The following is a 22,429-nucleotide window of genomic DNA, read 5'->3' as shown; positions in this document are numbered from 1 at the left end:
ATCCAGAACGCCGGACAACAGTGACGAACCCCGCGCGGCTTGCGCGGATCAGGCACCCGACTCAGCATCTCGACCAACCCGCCCACCGCGGCAACACCGACGTCCATGCCGATCTCCAGGCACGCACCGAACCCGCCAGCAATCGGCGAGCACGAATCCTGGACATGCGACACTGACACCGATGGCCTCCTGTTAGGACGATGATCAAGGTGTGGTAACCCGCATCATCGCAGGCAGAAGGCCACCACCCACATCCAGACACACCACGCGTCACCACGCACTCAGGACTTCACACCAAGATCACAAACTTTGACGTTCCCCTGCCTCCCGACCACAGACAACCACGTCTGGCGGTTCACCGAATCGCCCGTCTGGGCCCGAATCGACCACGAGCTCAAAGACCGAATCATCGCGCGCTTTAAAGACCCGGCACGATGCCGCGACCTCCCCCACTCGCGGCGGCATCCAGCCGCGCGGCCGGGCGGAACGGACGTCCCCCGACACACCGCCCGGCCGCACCCCAACGACGAGGACTACCCGTCCTGCGGGTCGGACAGATACTCCAAGACGCGGTGCACGGTTACCGCCCCGCATCCGGTCACTCCGCATCCTCCGGAAACGGCTCACCGAAAAACAGCCCGTCAGTGCCTTCACTCCCAAACCACCCGACGGAATCCCCCCCGTACTCATCAAGGAACGCAGCGAAATCATCGTCCCCGGCAACCGACCTGGCACTGTCGGCACCCGCAGCGTCGTCCCCGGCATCCTGTCCCAGGAACCCGAGCAACTCGGTCGCGACAAACTCCTCATAAGCGTCCCCGCCCAGCATCACCCCAGCATCCGCCGCACCTGGGGGCACCTGCACCCCATCTACATCCGCCACCGCCCGAGCAAGCCACGCATCCAGATCGACCTCAGCCGACCACGCGTCCCGGCCGTCCCGTTCAGCCCCAGCCTGCTCCGATACCCCCTCCGGCCCCACACCCCGCCCGACCACCGGGGCCCCACCCACCCCGGTCTCCGTCACCTCCCGGTCCTTCTTCTTCCGCCCCCGCCCCGCCACCTTCGACCGAAGCGCCGCCAGCTCCGCCTCCTGCTCGTCAGTCAGCGGCCCCTGCTTCTTCGACGCCTCCAACACCGCAACACCGGCGGCAGCCTTTCCCGCCCGGTACCAATCCACGAACCTTTCCTTCTTTTTCTGCCACCTCTGCGCCTTCGGCCGAAGCTCCGCCAGCTCCGCCTCCTGCTCGTCAGTCAGCGGCCCCTGCTTCTTCGACGCCTCCAACACCGCAACCCGATCGGCAGCAGCCTTTCCCGCCCTGCGATACTTCGCGTTATATTCCTTCTGTTTCTGCCACTGCTGTGCCTTCGGCTGGAGCTTCTTCAGCTCCTTCTCCTCATCCGACGTCAGCGGCCCCTGCTTCTTCGACGCCTCCAACTCCGCAACACGGGCGGCAGCAGCCTTTACCACCCTTTGATACTTCGCGTTATATTCCTTCTGTTTCTGCCACTGCTGTGCCTTCGGCTGGAGCTTCTTCAGCTCCTTCTCCTCATCCGACGTCAGCGGCCCCTGCTTCTTCGACGCCTCCAACTCCGCAACACGGGCGGCAGCATCCGTTTTCGCCCGGTACCAATCCGCGTCCCTTTCCTTCTGTTTCTGCCACTGCTGCGCCTTCGGCTGGAGCTCCGCCAGCTCCTTCTCCTCATCCGACGTCAGCGGCCCCTGCTTCTTCAACCCCTCCAACACCACAACCCGATCGGCAGCAGCCTGTCCCGCCCTGCGATACTTCGCCTTAGATTCCTTCTGTTTCTGCCACTGCTGTGCCATCGGCTGGAGCTTCTTCAGCTCCTTCTCCTCATCCGACGTCAGCGGCCCTTGCTTCTTCGACGCCTCCAACTCCGCAACACGGGCGGCAGCATCCGTTTTCGCCCGGTACCGTTCCGCGTCCCTTTCCTTCTTTTTCTGCCACTTCTGTGCCTTCGGCCGAAGCTCCGCCAGCTCCTTCTCCTCATCCGACGTCAGCGGCCCTTGCTTCTTCAACCCCTCCAACTCCGCAACACGGGCGACAGCAGCCGTTTTCGCCCGGTACCGTTCCGCGTTGTATTCCTTCTTTTTCCGTTTCCGCTCCGCACTCGGGTCCTGCTGTGCTGCCTGATCCGTCGGCGTGAGCACCTCACTCCCACCATCACCCGGACTCCCGGAAACAGTCCCAGCAGCAGCAGTGGATGCTTCCACCTTCCGCCGCTTAACCCCCCGCGAACTCTCGCCAGCCTCCCCCCGCGTCCTCTTCGTGCCCTTCGCGCCGGCCACCGGCCCGGCCGCACCACCCCGACGCTTCGGACCCGTCACCACGGCGGGCAGCCCGGATCCCCCGTCCTGGCGCCGCAGCCCGGAACCACTGGGCGGCAACACCACCTCCCCATCCACTTCCGCCCCCGGCACCGGCACCGGAATCACCCACATCCCGGTCGCAGCCAGGACATCCGCGTCCTCGGCTTCCTCCCCCTTCTGCGGATCCAGCAGAACGACCCGCCCTTGCTCATCGCGGTCTTCTGCATGCACCGCAGCGATCACATGCGCGCTACCGTCCGCTCGCTGGTAAATCACCGGCACCGCCACACCCACCGGCCCACTCCGCACATACTGCTCAGCCCCGGCCACACCAGCCACCCGCCGGGCCTTCGCCCCGAACGCCACCTCCAACCGAACCGGATCCCGATCACCAGCCGGCCCCGCCACGAACTGCCGACCGAACTTCAGAGAATTATGAAACGCCACCACCGCCTCCAGGCAGTTCACCCGGAAACGCTCATCACCGCAACGATAATTGGCCTGATTCACCCCCGTCACGAACCGATACCCAGACCCCATCGACTCACCCCCCGCTACCGGATCTGAAACCCCCCACACTCCAGACCCCACCGCATCCGGCCCCACCGCATCCGGCCACACCGCATCCGGCCCCACCGCATCCTCCGGAAACGGCTCACCGAAAAACAGCCCGTCAGTGCCTTCACCCCCAAACCACCCGACGGAATCCCCCCCGTACTCATCAAGGAACGCAGCGAAATCATCGTCCCCGGCAACCGACCTGGCACTGTCGGCACCCGCAGCGTCGTCCCCGGCATCCTGTCCCAGGAACGCGAGCAACTCGGTCGCGACAAACTCCTCATAAGCGTCCCCGCCCAGCATCACCCCAGCATCCGCCGCACCTGGGGGCACCTGCACCCCATCTACATCCGCCACCGCCCGAGCAAGCCACGCATCCAGATCGACCTCAGCCGACCACGCGTCCCGGCCGTCCTGTTCAGCCCCAGCCCACCCCGATACCCCCTCCGGCCCCACACCCCGCCCGACCACCGGGGCCCCACCCACCCCGGTCTCCGTCACCTCCCGGTCCTTCTTCCGCCCCCGCCCTGCCACCTTCGACCGAAGCGCCGCCAGCTCCACCCCCTGCTCGTCAGTCAGCGGCCCCTGCTTCTTCGACGCCTCCAACACCGCAACACGGGCGGCAGCAGCCTTTCTCGCCTGGTACCAGTCCACGAACCTTTCCTTCTCTTTCTGCCACTGCTGCGCCTTCGGCCGAAGCGCCGCCAGCTCCTTCTCCTGCTCGTCAGTCAGCGGCCCCTGCTTCTTCGACGCCTCCAACACCGCAACACGGGCGGCAGCAGCCTTTCCCGCCCGGTACCGATCCGCGACCCTTTCCTTCTTTTTCTGCCGCTGTTTCTGCCACTGCTGCGCCTTCGGCCGAAGCTCCGCCAGCTCCTTCTCCTGCTCGTCAGTCAGCGGCCCCTGCTTCTTCGACTCCTCCAACACCGCAACACGGGCGGCAGCAGCCTTTACCACCCAGTACCAATCCACGAACCTTTCCTTCTTTTTCTGCCACTGCTGCGCCTTCGGCCGAAGCTCCGCCAGCTCCTTCTCCTGCTCGTCGGTCAGCGGCCCCTGCTTCTTCGACGCCTCCAACACCGCAACACGGGCGGCAGCAGCCTTTACCACCCGGCGCCAATCCGCGACCCTTTCCTTCTGTTTCTGCCACTGCTGCGCCTTCGGCCGAAGCGCCGCCAGCTCCTTCTCCTGCTCGTCGGTCAGCGGCCCCTGCTTCTTCGACTCCTCCAACACCGCAACCCGATCGGCAGCAGCCTTTACCACCCTTTGATACTTCGCGTTATATTCCTTCTTTTTCTGCTTCAGCTGCGCCACCTTCGGCTGGAGCTTCTTCAGCTCCTTCTCCTCATCCGACGTCAGCGGCCTCTTCGTCTTCAACCCCTCCAACTCCGCAACACGATCGGCAGCAGCCTTTCCCACCCGGTACCGATCCGCGTTCCTTTCCTTCCTTTCCTTCTTTTTCTGCTTCAGCTGCGCCACCTTCGGCTGGAGCTTCTTCAGCTCCTTCTCCTCATCCGACGTCAGCGGCCTCTTCGTCTTCAACCCCTCCAACTCCGCAACACGGGCGACAGCAGCCGTTTTCGCCCGGTACTGCTTCGCGTCGTATTCCTTCTTTTTCCGTTTCCGCTCCGCACTCGGGTCCTGCTGTGCTGCCTGATCCGTCGGCGTGAGCACCCCACTCCCACCATCACCCGGACTCCCGGAAACAGCCCCAGCAGCAGCAGTGGATGCTTCCACCTTCCGCCGCTTAACCCCCCGCGAACTCTCGCCAGCCTCCCCCCGCGTCCTCTTCGTGCCCTTCGCGCCGGCCACCGGCCCGGCCGCACCACCCCGACGCTTCGGACCCGTCACCACGGCGGGCAGCCCGGATCCCCCGTCCTGGCGCCGCAGCCCGGAACCACTGGGCGGCAACACCACCTCCCCATCCACTTCCGCCCCCGGCACCGGCACCGGAATCACCCACATCCCGGTCGCAGCCAGGACATCCGCGTCCTCGGCTTCCTCCCCCTTCTGCGGATCCAGCAGAACGACCCGCCCTTGCTCATCGCGGTCTTCTGCATGCACCGCAGCGATCACATGCGCGCTACCGTCCGCTCGCTGGTAAATCACCGGCACAGCCACACCCACCGGCCCACTCCGCACATACTGCTCAGCCCCGGCCACACCAGCCACCCGCCGGGCCGTCGCCCCGAACGCCACCTCCAACCGAACCGGATCCCGATCACCAGCCGGCCCCGCCACGAACTGCCGACCGAACTTCAGAGAATTATGAAACGCCACCACCGCCTCCAGGCAGTTCACCCGGAAACGCTCATCACCGCAACGATAATTGGCCTGATTCACCCCCGTCACGAACCGATACCCAGACCCCATCGACTCACCCCCCGCTACCGGATCTGAAACCCCCCACACTCCAGACCCCACCGCATCCGACCACTCCGCATCCTCCGGAAACGGCTCACCGAAAAACAGCCCGTCAGTGCCCTCACGCCCAAACCACCCGACGGAATCCCCCCCGTACTCATCAAGGAACGCAGCGAAATCATCGTCCCCGGCAACCGACCCAGCACTGTCGGCACCCGCAGACTCGTCCCCGGCATCCTGTCCCAGGAACGCGAGCAACTCGGTCTCGACAAACTCCTCATAAGCACCCTCGCTCAGCATCACCCCAGCATCCGCCGCACCTGGGGGCACCTGCGCCCCCTCTACATCCGCCACCGCCCGAGCAAGCCACGCATCCAGATCGACGTCAGCCGACCACGCGTCCCGGTCGTGTTCAGTCCCAGCCTGCTCCGATACCCCCTCCGGCCCCGCACCCCGCCCGACCACCGGGGCCCCACCCACCCCGGTCTCCGTCACCTCCCGGTCCTTCTTCTTCCGCCCCCGCCCCGCCACCTTCGACCGGAGCGCCGCCAGCTCCTTCTCCTGCTCATCAGTCAGCCGCCCCTGCTTCTTCAACGCCTCCAACACCGCAACACGGGCGGCAGCAGCCTTTCCCGCCCAGTACCAATCCACGAACCTTTCCTTCTCTTTCTGCCACTGCTGCGCCTTCGGCCGAAGCGCCGCCAGCTCCGCCTCCTGCTCGTCAGTCAGCGGCCCCTGCTTCTTCGACGCCTCCAACACCGCAACACGGGCGGCAGCAGCCTTTCCCGCCCGGTACCAATCCACGAACCTTTCCTTCTTTTTCTGCCACCTCTGCGCCTTCGGCCGAAGCGCCGCCAGCTCCGCCTCCTGCTCGTCAGTCAACGGCCCCTGCTTCTTCGACGCCTCCAACACCGCAACACGGGCGGCAGCAGCCTTTCCCACCCGGTACCAATCCGCGTCCCTTTCCTTCTGTTTCTGCCACTGCTGCGCCTTCGGCTGGAGCTCCGCCAGCTCCTTCTCCTGCTCGTCAGTCAGCGGCCCCTGCTTCTTCAACGCCTCCAACACCACAACCCGATCGGCAGCAGCCTGTCCCGCCCTGCGATACTTCGCCTTAGATTCCTTCTGTTTCTGCTTCAGCTGTGCCATCGGCCGGAGCTTCTTCAGCTCCTTCTCCTCATCCGACGTCAGCGGCCCTTGCTTCTTCGACGCCTCCAACTCCGCAACACGGGCGGCAGCAGCCGTTTTCGCCCGGTCCTGCTTCGCCCTCTGTTCCTTCTTTTTCTGCCACTTCTGTGCCTTCGGCCGAAGCTCCGCCAGCTCCTTCTCCTCATCCGACGTCAGCGGCCCTTGCTTCTTCAACCCCTCCAACTCCGCAACACGGGCGACAGCAGCCGTTTTCGCCCGGTACTGCTTCGCGTTCTCTTCCTTCTTTTTCCGTTTCCGCTCCGCACTCGGGTCCTGCTGTGCTGCCTGATCCGTCGGCGTGAGCACCTCACTCCCACCATCACCCGGACTCCCGGAAACAGTCCCAGCAGCAGCAGTGGATGCTTCCACCTTCCGCCTCTTAACCCCCCGCGAACTCTCGCCGGCCTCCCCCCGCGTCCTTCCCGCACTCGCGCCGGCTTCCCCCGTCACCGGCCCAACGCGAGCCCGACGCTTTGGACCCGTCACCACGGCGGGCAGCCCGGATCCCCCGTCCCGGCGCCGCAGCCCGGAACCACTGGGCGGCAACACCACCTCCCCATCCACTTCCGCCCCCGGCACCGGCAACACCACCTCCCCCTCCACTTCCGCCCCCGGCACCGGCACCGGCACCGGCACCGGAATCACCCACATCCCGGTCGCAGCCAGGACATCCGCGTCCTCGGCTTCCTCCCCCTTCTGCGGATCCAGCAGAACGACCCGCCCTTGCTCATCGCGGTCTTCTCGATGCACCGCAGCGATCACATGCGCACTACCGTCCGCTCGCTGGTAAATCACCGGCACCGCCACACCCACCGGCCCACTCCGCACATACTGCTCAGCCCCGGCCACACCAGCCACCCGCCGGGCCGTCGCCCCGAACGCCACCTCCAACCGAGCCGGATCCCGATCACCAGCCGGCCCCGCCACGAACTGCCGACCGAACTTCAGAGAATTATGAAACGCCACCACCGCCTCCAGGCAGTTCACCCGGAAACGCTCATCACCGCAACGATAATTGGCCTGATTCACCCCCGTCACGAACCGATACCCAGACCCCATCGACTCACCCCCCGCTACCGGATCTGAAACCCCCCACACCCCAGACCCCACCGCATCCTGCCCCACCGCATCCTCCGGAAACGGCTCACCGAAAAACAGCCCGTCAGTGCCTTCACCCCCAAACCACCCGACGGAATCCCCCCCGTACTCATCAAGGAACGCAGCGAAATCATCGTCCCCGGCAACCGACCCGGCACCGTCGGCACCCGCAGACTCGTCCCCGGCATCCTGTCCCAGGAACCCGAGCAACTCGGTCGCGACAAACTCCTCATAAGCGTCCCCGCCCAGCATCACCCCAGCATCCGCCGCACCTGGGGGCACCTGCACCCCCTCTACATCCGCCACCGCCCGAGCAAGCCACGCATCCAGATCGACCTCAGCCGACCACGCGTCCCGGCCGTCCTGATCAGCCCCAGTCCACCCCGATACCCCCTCCGGCCCCACACCCCGCCCGACCACCGGGGCCCCACCCACCCCGGTCTCCGTCACCTCCCGGTCCTTCTTCTTCCGCCCCCGCCCCGCCACCTTCGACCGGAGCTCCGCCAGCTCCTTCTCCTGCTCATCAGTCAGCGGCCCCTGCTCCTTCGACGCCTCCAACACCGCAACCCGATCGACAGCAGCCTGTCCCGCCCTGCGATAATTCGCGTCCCTTTCCTTCTTTTTCTGCCACTGTTTCTGCCACTGCTGCGCCTTCGGCTGGAGCTTCTTCAGCTCCTTCTCCTGCTCGTCAGTCAGCGGCCCCTCCTTCTTCGACGCCTCCAACACCGCAACACTGGCGGCAGCAGCCTTTCCCGCCCGGTACCGATCCGCGTTCCTTTCCTTCTGTTTCTGCCACTGCTGCGCCTTCGGCCGAAGCTCCGCCAGCTCCTTCTCCTGCTCGTCAGTCAGCGGCCCCTGCTTCTTCGACGCCTCCAACACCGCAACACTGGCGGCAGCAGCCTTTCCCGCCCGGTACCAATCCGCGAACCTTTCCTTCTTTTTCTGCCACTGCTGCGCCTTCGGCCGAAGCTCCGCCAGCTCCTTCTCCTGCTCGTCAGTCAGCGGCCCCTGCTTCTTCGACGCCTCCAACACCGCAACACTGGCGACAGCAGCCTGTCCCACCCGGTACCGATCCGCCAACCTTTCCTTCTCTTTCTGCCACAGTTTCTGCCACTGCTGCGCCTTCGGCTGGAGCTTCTTCAGCTCCTTCTCCTGCTCGTCAGTCAGCGGCCCCTCCTTCTTCGACGCCTCCAACACCGCAACACTGGCGACAGCAGCCTTTCCCGCCCGGTACCAATCCGCGACCCTTTCCTTCTGTTTCTGCCACTGCTGCGGCTTCGGCCGAAGCTCCGCCAGCTCCTTCTCCTCATCCGACGTCAGCGGCCCCTGCTTCTTCGACGCCTCCAACTCCGCAACCCGATCAGCAGCAGCCGTTTTCGCCCGGTACCGTTCCGCGTTATCTTTCTTCTGTTTCTGCAACTGCTGTGCCTTCGGCCGAAGCTCCGCCAGCTCCTTCTCCTCATCCGACGTCAGCGTCCTCTGCGTCTTCAACCCCTCCAACTCCGCAACACGGGCGACAGCAACCGTTTTCGCCCGGTAATGCTTCGCGTTGTATTCCCTCTGTTTCCGTTTCCGCTCCGCACTCGGGTCCTGCTGTGCTGCCTGATCCGTCGGCGTGAGCACCTCACTCCCACCATCACCCGGACTCCCGGAAACAGCCCCAGCAGCAGTGGATGCTTCCACCTTCCGCCGCTTAACCCCCCGCGAACTCTCGCCAGCCTCCCCCCGCGTCCCCCCCGCACTCGCGCCGGCTTCCCCCGTCACCGGCTCATCGCGAGGCTTACGCTTCGGACCCGTCACCTCGTTCGGCAGCCCGGATCCCCCGTCCCGGCGCCGCAGCCCGGAACCACTGGGCGGCAACACCACCTCCCCATCCACTTCCGCCCTCGGCACCGGCACCCGAATCACCCACATCCCGGTGTCCGGCAGATCCACCACGTCTCGCCCATCCCTGCCTACGGAGGCGATATCATCCGCCCGCCTACCACCGGGCCAGGACAGGCGCCGTCGTGTGCCGTCTCGCCTCGGACGTTTCTCCTGGATCGTCTCCGGCACCGGTATCCCACCGGTATCCCGCATGGTGTCCGTCCCAGACCTGGTCGTTGCCCCGGGCTGTGCGCCCCCGACCACCGACGCCGCCTGGCCAGATGTCTGGGCAGCCGGTGTCTCTTCCCCGGCCACCGTCTTCTGACCGGAGACCGGAACCGCTGTCGAGACCTCCGCCAGGCCGGCCATGCTCTGGCGTCCCCCGGCCGGCACCGGGCCAGCGGGCCCGCCCACCGGCCTGGGCCGAGAACCATCCGGGGCGAACACCGTCCACCGCGGCCCGCGCCCACCCTGCCCCGGCGTGAACGCGACAACCTTCCGCCCCACCTCCCGCGCCAGAGCCGCACCCTGACCCGGCGACACCACCACACCCACACCCGGAACACCCTGCGCGACCAGCACCACAGGACCGCCCGTGGAACCCGTAACAGCGTCCCGCACGAACTCCACCAACCCGCCACCAACCACATCCGCCGGCACCGGCACCCGCACCGCGTCCGCCGGCAGGCCCGCAAGCTGCGCCACCGGGTCCTGCTGCAGAGACGGCACCGCCTGCGACCCATCCACGGGCAACACCGCCGAATCCGGCAGACCCGCTCCAGCATCCTCGCGATGCCAAACCCCACGCCCCGCAACCGAATCCACACCAGAAGACCCACCCTGGCCGGTCCAACCACCCGGCGAGGACTCACGCCCCGGCAACACAGCACCACCGTCGGGATCCGCCACCGCCCCAGACCCGGGTCTGACGGTCTCCGGCAGCGCGGCATCCGAGGACACACCAGAACCATGCGGGATACCCGCCGATGATCTCTCCCCCGCCGAATCCTGCGTCCGCGGCGCAGGCACATCCAGCGACCGGCCCCCCAACACACCAGGACCATCCACACCCGAACTCTCCACACCAGAAACGTCCACACTAGATACTCCGTCCATGCCGGGAACGTCCACACCAGACTTCCCGGCCACGCCATGCACCCCGGGCACGGCCTGATCGCCACCACCGGCAACCGGACTGTACGGCGGAGGCGACGTCACCGACTGGTCCGAACCAGAACCCGGTGTCTCATAAGAATATTCAGGTGGCGGCGTCACCGGCCGGTGCTGCCCGGAACGCGGCATCGCCGGAACACCACCGGTCGCGTCCCCGCCCGTCACACTGCCACCAGCACCGCCCTTACCGCCGCCACCGACACCCTCCTTAACGTCCGTGCCGTCCCTGACGTCCTTAACGTCGCCATCCACAACAGCGGACACCACCAGGTTTTTGCCGGAGGGCACCGCAGCCGAATCCACCGGCCCGACCGGGAAAACCGAGTCCACATCGGACACCTTTGAGGCATCGGAGGAATCGGACGTGTTGTCCTTGTCCGGGGAGCCAGGGGTGTTCCCTGTCTGCGACCCGGACCCTGTCCCCAGCAGCGGGGTCTTCTCCTCATCAAACCCACCACCATCGGTGGTGGTGCCCTCACGCCGGCTGGTGCCCTCGAGGTACGGGCTCGGGCCATCCGGATGCAGCTTGCCCCGCAACACCAAACCCGCCACAGTGCCCATACCACTGAACACCGACTCGGACAAACCCGCCGTCACCGAGAACAGGTTCCAGGTCACCTCCCCGCCCATCGCCGCCTGATACAACACGTCCCCGAACAACTCACCCAACGCATTCTCAAACGCATCCCCCAGCTCATCCGCGAACCGCGCCGCCCACATCGCCAGCACCGACATCTCCGCATAATCATCCAGACTCTTGCTCACCGCATCCGCGAAGCGCGCCATCGCCGACACCGGATACAACTCCGCATGCTCGGCCACCGCTCGCCTCGCCGCCGCCTCCAGAATCGCCTCGTCCACCTCATCGCCCAGCCCCCGCACCAATACCTTCGTCAATGCGTTGCCCACCAGACCACCCAGCGCCGACATCGGCAGCGACACCAACGCCGAAAACGCCCCCATCCCCGCTGCCTGCGCGGTCAGCTTCCCATCCCACTTGTCACCGGAGTTCTCACCCAGCATCTGCAGCTGGGCCTGGACATCCGGCAGCACGTTGAACCCCACACCACCGGCCGCCGCCATCGCCAACCGCATGAACAACTGGCCCCACCACCGCGACAACAACATCCGCATCAACGCAAACCGCGCCGCCAACCACGCCATCGACGCACCCCCCGTCGCACCCGCCATCGCCACCGCCCACGCCATCTCCACCAACAGCAACTCCAAACCATAAATCGTCACCAACTTCAAATACCGCACCTGCCGCGCCAGATCCCGCACGAACACCGCCAACTCCCGCAACACCCCCCCACCCGCAGACAACAACCCATCAAAACCCTCCAACCCCCCCGCAAACCGATCCGCCGCCTTCCCCGAAAACTCCGTCCGCACCTTCCCCACCAACTCCCGCAAAAACCCGTCAATCGCCTCCACCTCCACCGCACCCGACTCCAACGCATCCGCCACCGCGAACAACGCACCCTCATCCGCATCCGTCATATCCTCACCCGTCAACACCTGAAAAAGCCGCCGCACCTCCTCCGGCACCATGATCGACGAAAACATCACCACCACCCAACCCCAACGCCGCCAACACCCAAGGCAGCAACGACGGATGCGGGAATCAGCCTTTCCGCCCCGCTGGGCGCCAGCACAGTGACCCACCGGCGCGGTGACGCACAAAAACCCGATAGCCGGGCGACCTCAGCCGCCCGGCACCGAAACCAAGGATATGTTCGCGAGTGAAAGGGGAACTGCAGCACGTGTTCGTACTCACGAGCCAAAGCGCATGACCCGGAGCTCGAACGGTGCGGTTTCGATGAGCGGCTGAGCACGCCCGTCCATCGGGTCAAAAAGCTGAACACCATCGGTTTCGTTCACGGCCACCAACAGGTGCCCGACACTCTCCCGGCCCCGAGTGTCCTTCCTGCGCAACCACACCAGCGCCTGGGTTCGCGCGGGAAAAGAAGCGATCTCCTCCAAAACCCCAAACCAATGCTCGTGGACGCTAGAGCCGACCACGGGGCCGAGCTCGGCCACCATGGGGCCGAACCACGCAGCCTGGGCGGGTTCCGGCGGTGGCATCAACCCCGGCTTTCCGGCGTTCCAGTCACCCAGCCACGCCCACGGATCACGATTGGGCAGACCGAACGGCTCTACACCAGCCGCTTTCGGGACCACCAGGGCCGCGTCGAGCATCTGGTCACGCCAGTCACCACTGTCCTGGAAACTCCGGGTGGTGCAAGCGAACAACCAGCCACGCTCGGTCTCATCGACCGGATCAGGAGAGACAAGCCCCACCTCCCCGTCATAGCGGTATCCCAGCCACGCCTCCGCCTTCTCCACAGCCCCAGCGAATTCGCCCGCCGCGACTTCCCACGGCAGCAGCCCGCCAACCGAACCACCCTGCCGGCGGCGGAAACGCGCCACCACAAGCTCAGCTACCTCGGCGTCGTTCTGCTCCGCGAACGTCCCCCGCAGACCATCAAGAAAGACCACAGCATCATCCGCGTAATCCGCATACAACAAGTGACCAGCCAGTTCACGCCCACCGAACTGACGACGCAACCACACCACAGCCCGAGTCCCCACACCCCCATCCACAACAGCCCCGGCCGCATCCCCCCACGTCGAGCAGGTCACAACCTCGGCATCCGGGAAATACACCGCCAGCATCCGATCCCACCAACCCGGCGTCTCGCCAGCCGGATCCCACGGCAACGCCGAAGCAGGCCAGCAATTCACCACAGCACCGGTCGCGATCACACAGTTCCGTGCGTTGACCCGCCAGCGCCACGACCCCGGCTCAGACCGCGACAAGTTGAGGACCTCATCCAGCGGACCGGCATTGGACGCAGGAAAGGGCTCCGCCCCATCCAGAGGCACGCAGATCGTCGCCGCCAACATCGGCTCGTCAGACTCCACGTAGCGGCACCCGAAGAACGCAGCCCGCTCCGTCGAGAGGATCGCCTCCTCATCCCTCAACACCACACGCCGCCCATAGGTGCCGTGCAACCAGGCACGTGCCCGCTCCGCGAGCTCGTTCATGCCGCTCCGCCCCTCACCCCGCCAGACCATCTCCAGCGCAGTATGAGCCCACCACACCCAGCCTCCAAGCCCCTTTACCCGAAGGTCAGGCACAACCTGCCCGCCCGGACCACTGGGCTTCCCTCCTACCGTAGAGACATCGCCGACAGCCAGTGATAGCGCCGGAACAACGACATTTTGATCAACAGTTCAGGAAAGGCGCGGTCCGGAACTCCCAGGAAACGGGCACGCCGATCACGCAGCACAGCCCCTCGGTGCAGCCCTCCCGACCCAGGAGATCGTCAAAGTCGGTTTGTGCTGGTAGCGGCTGCGGTGATCGGAATGATTCGGGTTCGGTCAGCGGCGATACGTTCCAGATCAGGCACCCGACTCAGCATCTCGACCAACCCGCCCACCGCGGCAACACCGACGTCCATGCCGATCTCCAGGCACGCACCGAACCCGCCAGCAATCGGCGAGCACGAATCCTGGACATGCGACACTGACACCGATGGCCTCCTGTTAGGACGATGATCAAGGTGTGGTAACCCGCATCATCGCAGGCAGAAGGCCACCACCCACATCCAGACACACCACGCGTCACCACGCACTCAGGACTTCACACCAAGATCACAAACTTTGACGTTCCCCTGCCTCTCCCCCTGGCTTGTCGATCAACCAGCGGGATGCTATCGGCCATGCCACTTCCGCGGGGGTGGTTCCACGACGAACTGGTGGGGATGAAGTGGATGTGGAATCGGGGATGCTTCGCTAGCCATTTCTGGATGATCTCGGTTTTGTGAGTGGCATAGTTGTCGCAAATGACATGGACGTCCAACTCTGCGGGCACCGTCTTGTCGATCTTGGCCAGGAATTTGCGGAATTCCACCGACCGGTGCCTGCGGTGCAGCGAGGAGATAACCTTGCCGGTGGCGATGTCGAACGCGGCAAACAGACTGGTCACGCCGTTGCGCACGTAGTCGTTGGTGCGACGCTCGGGCATGCCGGGCATCATCGGCAGCACCGGTCCAGCGCTTGCACCTGCGATTTCTCATCAGTGCACAACACCACCGCGTTCTCCGGCGGGTTCATATACAGTCCGACAACATTACGGACCTTCTCAATGAACTGTGGATCACTCGATAACTTGAAAGTGTCGGCTAAATGGGGTTTGAGGTTGAACGCTTTCCAGATCCGTCCCACGGTCGATTTGCTCAGCCCGGAACGCTTCGCCATCGATGCACGCGACCAATGCGTCGCGTTGTTCGGTGTCTCTTCCAACGTCGAGACGACCACCTTCTCCACCTGTTCGTCGGTGATCTTCCGCGGCGCGCCTGGGCGATCCTCGTCGGCCAAACCCCTCCAACAGTCGCTGAACAAACCGCGACCGCCACTTGCCCACCGTCGGCCTCGACACCCGCAACTTCTCCGCAACCTCCACATTGGACAAACCATCGGCGCATGCCAGCACAATCCGACACCGCAACGCCAAAGCCTGCGAACTCTTCGCCCGCCGAGCCCAACGCTGCAACGTCGAACGCTCATCGTCGGTCAGCACCAACTCAGCCTTCAGCCGCCCAGTCCTCGCCGTTCCCGTAGTATAGCCTATTTTGACCATGAATTTCCGGCGCAGGACAGTAGGTTCGGGTCATGTCTGGTCAACCGCGCCTTGTGAGCAGCTCGGAGCTAGCGCGCGAACTTGGCGTCACTCGCCAAACCGTCGCACGCTGGGTTCGGGGCGGCGTGATCACTCCCGCAACCGTCACAGCGGGCGGTCAGGCACGGTTCGACGTGGAGAAGGCGAAAAGCGAGCTCCGCGAGCACAGACGCGCGACGGTGCCAACGACTGAGCGTACGCACACCTCATAAGCGGCCGGTTCGATCGCTCACCCGCCCAGTGAAGCGCCCGCCCGGTATTCCTAGCATTGGGCGGGCGCTTTCCTTTCTTGGGAGCCGGTTTAGCTTTCCAATTCTGGGCGATCGACACGTGTCGATGTGACCCGAAGGGTTCCCGGCAGCCTCACCGAGATATAGCGATGGACGCCGAACCCACCATCCCGCAGCGGGTAGTCACGGCCACCAGCGACCTCCATCACGCTCGCGATCGCCGCCTCGACCTCGTCGGCCTCGGCGGTGCTGACGGGACCGATCCGGATTCGGGCGAGATCACCGGCGCCAGCCTGTGACCTGCGATGAACGCTGGGATGCTGCCGACCATGATCCCGCGGACGCTGGTCCGCCGCCACGGACTGCCTTCGGCCACTGTGGACGATCCGCTGCCGATGGCGGGCCGGTACTTCAGGCCCCAGCAGCAGGCGAGCCCGGACAGGGTGAGACGGAACCGCAGGAACCGGGGTGCGCCGCCTGCGGGCCCGGCTGCGGTCCCTGGATTCCGCCCAGTTCCGCTGGGAGGCCGAGATCGGCGACCATTCGGTGGGCGCGGTGCTCGTGACCAGTCGGTCAAGAACGCTTGCGGTTGAGGAACTCCGTCATGAACCGCTGCGGTTCACCGGTGTCGAAGGCCGCGCCGAACTCGGTGGCGCTGTTCGCGACGGCCTGGTCGATCGGCAGATCTTCCCAGGACCGGAGGAGTTTATTCTGCTGCCGGACCGCGGCCGGGCCGAACTCGACGAACTTCCGCGCCATGCGATCCACCGCGGCGTCCAGCCCGGCCGGTTCGCAGACCTCGTGCACCAGCCCCCAGGACAGCGCGGTGGCGGCGTCGACGTGGTCGCCCGTGAGGGTCAGCCAGGCGGCGCGGCCGGTGCCGATCAGCCGGGGCAGCAGCACCGCGTGGATCACCGACGGGATGTCGACCGCGACCTCGGGCATCCCGAACCGCGCATCGCTACTGCTGATCCGCAGGTCGCAGGCGGCAGCCATCTCGAGGCCGCCGCCGAGGCACCAACCGGGGACCCGGGCGATCACCGGGGCGGGGAAGTTCCGCACTGCCTCGCACATCCCCCGCAGGCCGTCGATGAACGTCTCGGCGCCGCGACGGTCCAGTGTGGACATCTCGTTGATGTCGGCACCGCCGATGAAGGCGCGATCGCCGGTGCCGCGCAGCACCAGCACCCGCACTTCCGGGCGATCGGCCAGCGCATCGATCGCAGCGGTCACGTCCTTGATGACCGGGGTGCCGAAGATGTTGAGCACCTTCGCGTTCCTGATCGCGACCGTGGCGATGCCGTCCGCGTCCAGCTCGGCGACCGCGTGCTCGGTGCTGGTGATCTCCGCCAATACCACTCCCGTTAGCCGGCCTAAAGACTTTGGCGAGACCCTAACCCGGCGAATCGCCCGTGGCCAGCCCTCCTCGGGCACGAGCCGTCAAGTTTCGGGCGCTTTCCGTAGCAATTGCGTCAAGACCCCTGGCCACGGGTTCCCGGCGAGCTTGACTGGGTTGGTAACCGCCTGCGGACGAAGGCAGGGGACTTGGCGATGCGTGGTTTCCGGAGTTGTGGCCCGGCGCGTCGGTCCGTGGCAGGACCAGCGACGTCGTCGGCGGTGGGTTACTTCGTCGTAGCGGTCGGGACGGTGCCCGCCGGCGTGGCTGCTTGGTGGTCGGGCGAGCCGGTGGCCGGGTTGGTCGTGCTCGGCCTCGTCGTCGGCGGGTATGCCGCCGCGATCCGCAATGCCCCGGGCGCACTGGTCACCTCGGTGTTGGGCTGGATGTTCCTGAACGGCTTCGTGGTTCACGCTCGCGGGGATCTCGCGTGGGAAGGCTCCAGCGACGCCGTACGGCTGGGCACGCTCGCGGGTGCCGCGCTCACCGGCATCCTCTGCGGTTGGGTCGCGGTCCGCGCTCGCGAGCGGTCGGCGATCTCGATGTCGATTCCCACCGCTCGTCCCGCACCGCGAGCCGAGTTGGTCGCGCCGTCGAACGGCCACCGACCCGGCGCGGGAAGCAAGCGCGCCCCCGCGCACATCCGGTCGATGTCGGGTAGGCGATGAAGGGGGACGTCGTGGCCGATCTGGCATTCGTGGCGTTGACCATCGTGGTCTTCGTCGTGCTGGCGCTCGTGATTCGGGCGGTCGAGCGGCTGTGACCGCGGAGAACGTCATCGGCCTGGTGTTGGCCGCGGTGTTGTTGGTGTTCCTGGTGACGGCGCTGTTGTTCCCGGAGCGGTTCTAGATGACTGCGGTAGCCGCCGGGTCCCTGTTCGTGGTGGCCTTGGCACTCGCGTTGGCAGTGGTCCACCGACCGCTGGGTGACTACATGTACCGGGTGTACACCAGCGGGCGGCACCTGCGGGTCGAGCGCGGGTTCTACCGGCTGGCCGGTATCGCACCGGATTCCGGGCAGACCTGGGGCTCGTACGCCCGGAGCGTGCTGGCTTTCTCGCTGGTCTCGGTGCTCTTCCTCTATGGCCTGCAGCGCTTGCAGGACCACCTGGTGCTCGGCCTGGGGCACGACGCGGTCCCACCGGAGGTCGCTTGGAACACCGCGATCAGCTTCGTCACGAACACGAACTGGCAGGCGTACTCGGGTGAATCGACGATGGGGCACCTGGTGCAGATGGCCGGCCTCGCCGTGCAGAACTTCGTGTCGGCCTCGGTGGGCATGGCGGTGGCGATCGCAGTGGTGCGCGGGCTCGCGCGCAGCCGGACCGACGAGCTGGGCAATTTCTGGGTGGACCTGGTCCGGGGCAGCGTGCGGATCCTGCTGCCCATCGCCTTCCTTGCCGCGCTGGTCCTGGTCGCGGGCGGAGCGGTCCAGAACCTGCACGGCGGTCAGACCGTCGCCACCCCGGCCGGCGGTGCGCAAACCATCGTCGGCGGCCCGGTGGCCAGCCAGGAGGCGATCAAGGACCTGGGCACCAATGGCGGCGGGTTCTTCAACGCCAATTCCTCGCATCCGTTCGAGAACCCGACCGCGTGGACGAACTGGGTGGAGATCTTCCTGTTGCTGGTCATCGCGTTCTCGTTGCCGCGCACGTTCGGCCGGATGGTCGGCGACCGGCGGCAGGGTTACGCCATCGTCGCCGTCATGGGCGTGCTCGCGGTGCTGAGCGCGGCCGCGGTCCAGCTCGCGGAACTGTCCCACCGGGGCACCGTCCCGACTGCGGTCGGCGCGGCGATGGAGGGCAAGGAAGTTCGCTTCGGCGTACCGGATTCGGGTGTGTTCGCCGCCGCGACGACGTTGACCTCCACCGGCTCGGTGGACTCCTTTCACGACTCCTACACCAGCCTCGGCGGCGGCGTGCTGATGGTGAACATGATGCTGGGCGAGGTCGCGCCCGGCGGCGTCGGTTCGGGGCTTTACGGGATCCTCGTGCTGGCCGTACTGACGGTGTTCCTGGCCGGTCTCATGGTCGGCCGAACACCCGAGTACCTGGGCAAGAAGATCGGCAACCGTGAGATCAAACTCGCCGCAATGTCCTTCTTGGCCACGCCTGCGCTGGTCCTGGTCGGCACCGCGGTCACGATGGCGATACCCGCGGGCCGGCAGGCCATGCTCAACACCGGTGCGCACGGGCTCTCCGAGGTGCTGTACGCGTTCACCTCGGCGGCCAACAACAACGGCTCGGCGTTCGCCGGGTTGTCGGCCAACACGCCGTGGTTCAACACCGCACTGGGTTTGGCGATGGCCTTCGGCCGGCTGCTGCCCGTCGTCTTCGTGCTCGCGCTGGCCGGCTCGCTGGCTCGGCAGCAGCCGGTACCGGTCTCGGCGGGCACGCTGCCCACCCACCGCCCGCAGTTCGCCGGGATGCTCGCCGGGGTGACGATCATCCTCGTCGCGCTGACCTTCCTGCCGATGCTGGCGCTGGCCCCGCTCGCGGAAGGAATCGGGTGATGACCACCGCCGCCGCTCCCGGCAGAGTGCACCACGCGGTGGCCGGGCCGCACCTGATCCAGGCGGGCCTGCTCGACCCGCACCTGCTCGTGCGGTCGCTGCCGGAGGCGTTGCGCAAGCTGAACCCGGCCACCTTGTGGCGCAACCCGATCATGCTGATCGTCGAGATCGGTGCCGCGTGGACGACGGTGCTCGCGGTGGTCGCCCCGTCCTGGTTCGCGTGGCTGATCGTCGTCTGGCTGTGGTTGACCGTGGTGTTCGCGAACCTGGCCGAGGCGGTCGCCGAGGGTCGCGGCAAGGCCCAGGCGGCGACGCTGCGCCGGGCCAAGCGCGAGACCCAGGCCCGCAGGTTGATCGGCTGGCAGCCGGGGGACGCGAAGCAGCGGTGGGAGGTCGTGCCCGCCTCGGACCTGCAACGGGGCGACCGCGTGATCGTCGAGGCGGGCGAGATCATCCCCGGCGACGGGGACGTGCTCGACGGCATCGCGAGCGTGGACGAGTCGGTGATCACGGGCGAGTCCGCGCCGGTGATCCGCGAATCCGGCGGTGACCGCAGCGCGGTGACCGGCGGCACCAGGGTGCTCTCGGACCGGATCATCGTGCAGATCACGCAACTGCCCGGCGAGAGCTTCGTGGACCGGATGATCGCCCTGGTGGAAGGGGCCAACCGGCAGAAGACCCCCAACGAGATCGCGCTGAACATCCTGCTCGCCGCCCTGACGTTGATCTTCCTGCTGGCGGTCGCGACGCTGCAACCGCTGGCGATCTACAGCAAGGCCGTGCAGCCGGGCATCCCCGACAGCCTCGCGTTGACCGGCAGCGGTGTGAGCGCGGTGGTGCTCGTCGCCCTGCTGGTCTGCCTGATCCCGACGACGATCGGGGCACTGCTGTCGGCCATCGGCATCGCCGGGATGGATCGGCTGGTGCAGCGCAACGTCCTGGCGATGAGCGGTCGCGCGGTCGAGGCGGCCGGGGACGTCAACACCCTGCTGCTGGACAAGACGGGCACCATCACCCTCGGCAACCGCGAGGCGACCGAGTTCCTGCCCGGCGACGGCACCACCCCCGCCGAGATCGCCGATGCCGCGCAGCTGTCCAGCCTTGCCGATGAAACCCCCGAGGGCCGCTCGATCGTCGTGCTCGCCAAGCGCGCCTACCAGCTGCGAGCCCGCGAGGAAGGTGTTGCAGCGCGTGCGAATTTCATCCCGTTCACCGCGCAGACCCGGATGAGCGGCGTCGACCTCGACGACGACGGCGGCACTCGGCGGATCCGCAAGGGCGCCGCTTCGGCCGTGATGGCATGGGTCCGGGAGCAGGGCGGCGAGTCGACCGGACACATCGACACCACCGTGCGGCGCATCAGCGCCGAGGGTGGCACCGCGCTGGTCGTCGCCGAGCGCATCGACCAGCAGCCCGCCCGCCTACTCGGGGTGGTCCACCTCAAGGACGTGGTCAAGACGGGCATGCGGGAGCGGTTCGACGCGATGCGGCACATGGGCATCCGCACCGTGATGATCACCGGCGACAACCCGCTGACCGCCAAGGCCATCGCCGACGAGGCCGGGGTCGACGACTACCTCGCTGAGGCGACCCCCGAGGACAAGATCGCGCTGATCCGCCGCGAGCAGGAAGGCGGACGGCTGGTGGCCATGACCGGCGACGGCACCAACGACGCCCCGGCCCTGGCGCAGGCCGACGTCGGTGTCGCCATGAACACCGGCACCTCGCCGGCGAAGGAAGCCGCCAACATGGTCGACCTCGACTCCAACCCGACCAAGCTGATCGAGATCGTCGAGATCGGCAAGCAGCTGCTGATCACCCGCGGCGCGCTGACCACCTTCAGCATCGCCAACGACATCGCCAAGTACTTCGCGATCATTCCCGCCATGTTCGCCGCGGTGTACCCCGGGCTGGACACGCTGAACGTCATGCGCCTGGCCAGCCCGGCGTCGGCGATCCTGTCCGCGGTCGTCTTCAACGCGCTGGTCATCGTGGTGCTCATCCCGCTGGCGCTGCGGGGTGTGCGGTACCGGCCCGCCAGCGCTGCCCAGCTGCTCAGCCGCAACCTCTACCTCTACGGCCTGGGCGGGATCGTGACGCCGTTCCTCGGCATCAAGCTCATCGACCTGGTCGTCCAGTTCCTCCCCGGGATGTCGTGATGCACCTTCCGATCTGGCTCCGCCGCCACCTCGCCGCACTGCGGGTGCTGCTGGTGTGCACGGTGCTGTTCGGCCTTGCCTATCCGCTGGCGGTCCTGGCGATCGCACAGCTGCCGGGACTGCACGACGAGGCCGAGGGATCGATGGTCCGCTCCAGCACCGATGTCGTCGGCAGCCGGATCATCGGCCAGTCCTTCACCGACGGCCAGGGCCGGGCACTGCCGCAGTACTTCCAGAGCCGCCCCAGCGCCGCCGGCGAAGGCTACGACCCCACCGCCAGCGGCGCGAGCAACCTCGGCCCCGAGAACATCGCGGACACCCTCGCGGCCCCAGGACAACAAGCCAAGCAGAGCCTGCTCACCCTGGTGTGCTCGCGGAGCAAGGAGATCGGCGAGCGGGAGGGAGTCGACGGCTCGCGTCCGTACTGCACGCCAAGCGGGGTCGGCGCCGTGCTCGCCGTGTACTCGGCGGGGCCCGCCGTGACGCGAGTGGTCAGCGTCAACGAGGCCTGCCCGACCGCGCCGTTCCTGGCCACCTACCGGGGAGTTCGCGTCGAATGCGCGCAGCCCGGCGAAGACTACTCGGCCGGGCGCCTCACCCCGACCCGCGGCGGCGCCCCGGCCACCCCGGCCGTCCCCGCCGACGGCGTGACGGCCAGCGGCAGCGGCCTCGACCCCGACATCTCCCCGGCCTACGCGCTGCTGCAGGCACCCCGGGTCGCCGCGGCCCGTGGCGTGAGCCCGCAGCAGGTGCGCACACTGGTCGCACAGCACACGACCGGCCGTGCGCTGGGATTCCTCGGGGAACCCGCGGTCAACGTGGTGGGCCTCAACCTGGCGCTCGACCACGAAACCGCGCCGCGGAGGTGAC

11 protein-coding genes and 1 pseudogene are annotated in these 22,429 nt (G+C 66.6%); 7 read left to right on the top strand and 5 right to left on the bottom strand.

Going from position 1 to position 22,429, the window contains the following annotated elements; genetic code table 11:
* Window positions 1–598 precede the first annotated feature (598 nt).
* The 4 genes and pseudogenes from DL519_RS40205 to DL519_RS40190 form a co-directional block, all read right to left on the bottom strand.
* The gene (locus tag DL519_RS40205) at window positions 599–12,145 is read right to left on the bottom strand and encodes a hypothetical protein (protein ID WP_190824655.1); all 11,547 of its coding nucleotides are present in this window, start codon (window positions 12,143–12,145) and stop codon (window positions 599–601) included.
* A gap of 207 nt (window positions 12,146–12,352) precedes the next feature.
* Window positions 12,353–13,627, bottom strand: coding sequence for a YrhB domain-containing protein (locus tag DL519_RS40200; protein WP_190822705.1), 1,275 nt, complete (start codon window positions 13,625–13,627; stop codon window positions 12,353–12,355).
* Between the two features lie 281 nt (window positions 13,628–13,908).
* Entirely contained in the window at window positions 13,909–14,115 is a 207-nt protein-coding gene (locus DL519_RS40195; protein ID WP_190822703.1) for a hypothetical protein, read from the bottom strand.
* A gap of 212 nt (window positions 14,116–14,327) precedes the next feature.
* A pseudogene (locus tag DL519_RS40190) lies at window positions 14,328–15,224 on the bottom strand (IS630 family transposase); the annotation flags it as partial.
* Between the two features lie 32 nt (window positions 15,225–15,256).
* Here DL519_RS40190 and DL519_RS40185 point away from each other — a divergent pair.
* Together DL519_RS40185 and DL519_RS40180 are read left to right on the top strand one after the other, a co-directional pair.
* Window positions 15,257–15,475 (top strand): helix-turn-helix domain-containing protein, encoded by a 219-nt coding sequence (locus DL519_RS40185; RefSeq protein WP_190822701.1) that lies wholly within the window; start codon window positions 15,257–15,259, stop codon window positions 15,473–15,475.
* A gap of 167 nt (window positions 15,476–15,642) precedes the next feature.
* Window positions 15,643–15,792 (top strand): hypothetical protein, encoded by a 150-nt coding sequence (locus tag DL519_RS40180; RefSeq protein ID WP_190822699.1) that lies wholly within the window; start codon window positions 15,643–15,645, stop codon window positions 15,790–15,792.
* A gap of 274 nt (window positions 15,793–16,066) precedes the next feature.
* On the opposite strand, the gene DL519_RS40175 is transcribed toward DL519_RS40180, so the two are convergent.
* Window positions 16,067–16,852, bottom strand: a complete 786-nt coding sequence (locus DL519_RS40175) for an enoyl-CoA hydratase (protein ID WP_223840069.1) — start codon at window positions 16,850–16,852, stop codon at window positions 16,067–16,069.
* 258 nt (window positions 16,853–17,110) lie between these two features.
* On the opposite strand from DL519_RS40175, the gene DL519_RS47840 reads away from it, so the two are divergent.
* The 5 genes from DL519_RS47840 (at window position 17,111) to DL519_RS49565 (ending at window position 22,428) form a co-directional block, all read left to right on the top strand.
* Entirely contained in the window at window positions 17,111–17,557 is a 447-nt protein-coding gene (locus DL519_RS47840) for a hypothetical protein (RefSeq protein ID WP_223840068.1), read from the top strand.
* Between the two features lie 91 nt (window positions 17,558–17,648).
* Window positions 17,649–17,738 (top strand): K(+)-transporting ATPase subunit F, encoded by a 90-nt coding sequence (gene kdpF, locus DL519_RS40165; RefSeq protein ID WP_190822695.1) that lies wholly within the window; start codon window positions 17,649–17,651, stop codon window positions 17,736–17,738.
* On the top strand, window positions 17,739–19,400 hold the full coding sequence (gene kdpA / locus DL519_RS40160) for a potassium-transporting ATPase subunit KdpA (RefSeq protein ID WP_190822693.1): 1,662 nt from the start codon (window positions 17,739–17,741) through the stop codon (window positions 19,398–19,400).
* Complete coding sequence (kdpB, locus tag DL519_RS40155) at window positions 19,400–21,559, top strand: potassium-transporting ATPase subunit KdpB (RefSeq protein ID WP_190822691.1); 2,160 nt, start codon at window positions 19,400–19,402, stop codon at window positions 21,557–21,559. Before kdpA ends, kdpB begins: the two co-directional genes overlap by 1 nt.
* Window positions 21,559–22,428: a potassium-transporting ATPase subunit C gene (locus DL519_RS49565; RefSeq protein ID WP_190822689.1), complete on the top strand. Its 870-nt coding sequence runs from the start codon at window positions 21,559–21,561 to the stop codon at window positions 22,426–22,428. Before kdpB ends, DL519_RS49565 begins: the two co-directional genes overlap by 1 nt.
* The last annotated feature ends 1 nt before the right edge of the window (window position 22,429 follow it).

This window comes from Saccharopolyspora pogona, assembly GCF_014697215.1.
Classification (GTDB): Bacteria; Actinomycetota; Actinomycetes; order Mycobacteriales; family Pseudonocardiaceae; genus Saccharopolyspora; species Saccharopolyspora hattusasensis.
This window is presented reverse-complemented; position numbering and strand designations above follow the sequence as displayed.

Excerpts from the sequence above, each read along its gene's own strand:
- DL519_RS40205 (WP_190824655.1), bottom strand. The coding sequence starts at position 12,145 with ATGTTTTCGTCGATCATGGTGCCGGAGGAGGTGCGGCGGCTTTTTCAG.
- DL519_RS40200 (WP_190822705.1), bottom strand. The coding sequence starts at position 13,627 with ATGAACGAGCTCGCGGAGCGGGCACGTGCCTGGTTGCACGGCACCTAT.
- DL519_RS40185 (WP_190822701.1), top strand. The coding sequence starts at position 15,257 with ATGTCTGGTCAACCGCGCCTTGTGAGCAGCTCGGAGCTAGCGCGCGAA.
- DL519_RS40180 (WP_190822699.1), top strand. The coding sequence starts at position 15,643 with ATGGACGCCGAACCCACCATCCCGCAGCGGGTAGTCACGGCCACCAGC.
- kdpA (WP_190822693.1), top strand. The coding sequence starts at position 17,739 with ATGACTGCGGTAGCCGCCGGGTCCCTGTTCGTGGTGGCCTTGGCACTC.
- kdpB (WP_190822691.1), top strand. The coding sequence starts at position 19,400 with ATGACCACCGCCGCCGCTCCCGGCAGAGTGCACCACGCGGTGGCCGGG.
- DL519_RS49565 (WP_190822689.1), top strand. The coding sequence starts at position 21,559 with ATGCACCTTCCGATCTGGCTCCGCCGCCACCTCGCCGCACTGCGGGTG.